Annotated in this window: 3 protein-coding genes; all 3 read left to right on the top strand. The window is 59.2% G+C overall.

What is annotated here, in order from left to right:
* The first annotated feature begins 175 nt into the window (after positions 1–175).
* The 3 genes from M0D64_RS44595 to M0D64_RS44585 are packed head-to-tail and all read left to right on the top strand — an operon-like array spanning position 176 to position 3,382.
* On the top strand, positions 176–1,432 hold the full coding sequence (locus tag M0D64_RS44595) for a site-specific integrase (RefSeq protein ID WP_266262289.1): 1,257 nt from the start codon (positions 176–178) through the stop codon (positions 1,430–1,432).
* Positions 1,429–2,376 (top strand): tyrosine-type recombinase/integrase, encoded by a 948-nt coding sequence (locus M0D64_RS44590; RefSeq protein ID WP_266262288.1) that lies wholly within the window; start codon positions 1,429–1,431, stop codon positions 2,374–2,376. The genes M0D64_RS44595 and M0D64_RS44590 overlap by 4 nt, the downstream gene beginning before the upstream one ends.
* Positions 2,369–3,382, top strand: coding sequence for a site-specific integrase (locus M0D64_RS44585; RefSeq protein WP_266262286.1), 1,014 nt, complete (start codon positions 2,369–2,371; stop codon positions 3,380–3,382). Before M0D64_RS44590 ends, M0D64_RS44585 begins: the two co-directional genes overlap by 8 nt.
* The last annotated feature ends 109 nt before the right edge of the window (positions 3,383–3,491 follow it).

Here is a 3,491-nt window from a genome sequence, read left to right as displayed (position 1 = left end):
GGCAAGGGGCGCAACTATGACGATCTCGGGAATATGCACAGTTCCGCGTCACGGACGCCCGTTTGGCGTGCTGCGACGGGTGTTCGACCACGGGTACCGTTAGTAGACTGCGCATAATAAAAGTGCTTTCCTCAGGCGGCAGGCCGGCTAGTTCGGCTTTTTGAGGAGAAGTATCATGGACAACGACTTCGTACCGCAGCGGACCCTGCCATGGTTGACGGACAGCGTGCTCGAATCCAGCTATCAGGCCTATTCGAGCTATTTGATCGGGCGCGGGAATTCGTCGTGGACCGTCCGTAAGTATCTGTGCAGCGTCGCGCACTTTGCGCATTGGCTGCGCAAGCGACGCGTCAAACTCGGTCAGATTGATGAAGCGCTGGTACGCCGTTTTCTGGATGAACACTTACCGCGGTGTGACTGCCCATCGCGCACACCAAGATGCAGGCACCATAACCGGTCGGCCTTAAAGCATCTGCTTACCGTGCTGCGCCAGAGAGCGGACATACCACCTCGGCCCGATTTCACACCCCGTTCGATACAGGAGGAACTCAAGGAGTTTGACGCACATCTTGACCAGGTCTGCGGGCTGGCCTCATCTACGAGGAGGTTGCGCACGCGCATAGTACGGACATTCCTGTCAGAGCGATTCGGTGCATCGAGAATCGATATGGCACAGGTCAAGCCGGAACATGTTCACCGATTCGTAGTCCGTCACCTCGAGGGATGCAAACCGAGCACAGGCAAAGTACTTGGGATTGCGCTACGGAGCTATTTGCGTTTCCGGGGTATGCATGGAGATCGCGTCCGGTGCCTTATTGCCGCGATCCCGCAAATCGCCCAGTGGAGGCTCGCATCGTTGCCAGACACGCTTTCTGAGACGGAGCTGGAACGCTTTCTCAACGCATTCGATCGCAAGTCCGCGATCGGCCGCAGGGACTACGCGATGGCCCGGTGTATGGTCGACCTGGGGCTGCGCGCCGGCGAAGTGGCCTCGCTCCAGCTGGACGATCTGAACTGGCATGACGGGACCTTGCGATTATCAGCAGGCAAGGCGCGGCGAACAGACGTGCTTCCATTGCCGACCCGGACCGGCCGCGCCATTGCCCAATACCTGACTGGCGGCCGTCCGGCCTCCGATAGCCGGGCGGTATTTCTGCGGCATGTTGCTCCACTTACCGAACCCATTGGTTCGAGCGTCGTTCGCAACACCGTCCGCGCCGCTCATGCGCGATGCGGCAGCGATCCACGCCTGCGTGGAACTCATGTTCTGCGACACAGCGTAGGGAGCCGGCTGGTCCAGGCAGGAGTCCCCATGAAGGAGATTGCCGATATCCTTCGACACCGCTGTCTGGATACTACCGCGATTTACACCACGATCGATCTCAGCAGCCTTGCAAGAGTCGCGCTGCCCTGGCCGGGGAGAACATCATGAAGCGTACAGTCAGGATGGTATCGCTCGCCGAGGACTACCTTGAGTCAAGACGTCGCCTCGGTTTTGACCTGCGGTGCACGGGACGCCGGCTTCTTGACTTTGCCTGCTTTGCTGACCGGAGCGGCCACCACGGGTCGTTAACCGTAAATCTGGCAGCGTCCTGGGCTCGATCTGGACCAGGTCAGACGCCCTTTACCTGGGCGCGCCGGATTGAGATCGTTCGCCCGTTCGCAAGGTATCTCCAACAATTTGACCCCGCCACCGAAGTTCCCCCTCTTTACCTTTTTGGCCGAGCCCATCGCCGTCTGACACCGCACATCTATACCCATGAGGAGATCCGGGAACTGCTGGCCGCCGCTGCAACCTTGCCCTCGAAGGAGAAACTGCGGCCCGTCACCTACTCAACCCTGTTCGGGCTGATCGCGTCCACCGGACTGCGGATTTCTGAGGCGCTTAATCTGAGACGCGCAGACGCCGACCTGGATCATGGCCTGCTAATGATTCGGGATACGAAGTATCGTAAGTCACGTGTCGTTCCACTTCATCCAACCGTCGTGCGAGCACTCGCGCGCTACGTAAAGCTGCGGGATCGCGATTGGCCCATCACTCTAAGCGATCACTTCTTCATCGTGCACGGAAGCAGCATGAAGATCAGTACGGTTGAGGATGTCTTCGGGTCCTTGCGTTCACAGTTGGGATGGGTCGCCCGTGGGGATCATCCGGCTCCACGCATCCACGATCTGAGACACTCGTTTATCTGCCGACGGGTGTTGCTCTGGTACCAGCAAGGGGTGGACGTCGACAACGCAATGGTCATGCTGTCGACTTACGTAGGGCATGCCAAAGTGACCGACACCTACTGGTATCTGACCGGCATCCCCGAACTGATGGCGATTGCGGCCCAACGCTTTGAGCAGTTTGCAGGAGGAGCTTGCCATGTCTAGGCCCAGGCATTCTTCGGCGTCGAACTTCGCGGCGCTGCTACAGGAATTCTTCGTTGAACGGTTGATGCAACAACGGGCAGTCAGTCCGCAGACGATAGCCAGCTACCGGGATACGTTTCGACTATTCCTTCAGTTTGCTCAGGCGCGTCTCCGTAAGTCGCCTGTCGACCTGGCATTAACGGACATCGACGTGAAGCTGGTGCTGGCTTTTCTTCGTCATCTGGAAGACGACCGACATAATTGCGCGCGTACCCGGAACGCGCGGCTCGTTGCCCTCCGTTCATTCCTGAAGTACGCGGCACTCAAGGATATTTCCGCACTGGCTGTTATCCAAAGCACTCTGGCCATTCCGATGAAACGCTTCGACAGACCGCTCATCGGCCACCTGTCGCGTGATGAGATCGAGGCGCTACTCGCCGCGCCCGACCCCAACACCTGGTGCGGGCAGCGGGACCGGGTACTGTTTGCAACTCTTTACAACACTGGCGCACGCGTTTCCGAACTGATCGGTCTGCGGGTGGGCGACGTCGTCCTGGATAAAGCGCCCTGTGCCCATATCCACGGCAAAGGCCGGAAGCAGCGCACCGTACCTCTGTGGCGCTCGACAGCGAGCCTAATCAGAAGCTGGTTGCCACGCATCGGGGCGTCGCCCGACCAGATGCTGTTTCCCAATCGCTCGGGAAATCCGATGACACGGTCCAACGTTACAGATCGGCTCAAGCTCGCCGTGCGGACGGCCACCGGGCAATGTCCCCAACTATCAAGCCATCCCGTTTCTCCGCATGTCATCCGGCACTCGACCGGAACGCATCTGCTGCAATCGGGCGTTGACCTCAGCGTCATTGCGCTGTGGCTTGGACACGAAAGCCCGGCCACGACTCACATGTACGTCGAGGCCGACCTCGCGATGAAGGAGCGCGCGCTCAATACTTTGCAGCCACCTCGCAGCGGAATCCCGCGATATCGACCGCCCGATCGCCTGATGCAGTTCCTTGAAAGCCTGTAATTATGCGCAGTTCACACCACGGACCCGCCATGCATAGCCCACCGCGGAAGGACAAACGAGTCTCCGTGGCGCGGAACTGCGCATATTCCCGAGATCGTCATAGTTGCGC

The sequence above is a fragment of the Paraburkholderia sp. WS6 genome (genome assembly GCF_030464835.1).
Taxonomy (GTDB): Bacteria; Pseudomonadota; Gammaproteobacteria; order Burkholderiales; family Burkholderiaceae; genus Paraburkholderia; species Paraburkholderia madseniana.
The sequence above is the reverse complement of the archived record's forward strand: the minus strand, read 5'-3'. Positions and strand labels throughout refer to the sequence as shown.

What these genes read in the sequence shown, in the direction of transcription:
- M0D64_RS44595 (WP_266262289.1), top strand. Translation starts at nt 176, where the DNA reads ATGGACAACGACTTCGTACCGCAGCGGACCCTGCCATGGTTGACGGAC.
- M0D64_RS44590 (WP_266262288.1), top strand. Translation starts at nt 1,429, where the DNA reads ATGAAGCGTACAGTCAGGATGGTATCGCTCGCCGAGGACTACCTTGAG.
- M0D64_RS44585 (WP_266262286.1), top strand. Translation starts at nt 2,369, where the DNA reads ATGTCTAGGCCCAGGCATTCTTCGGCGTCGAACTTCGCGGCGCTGCTA.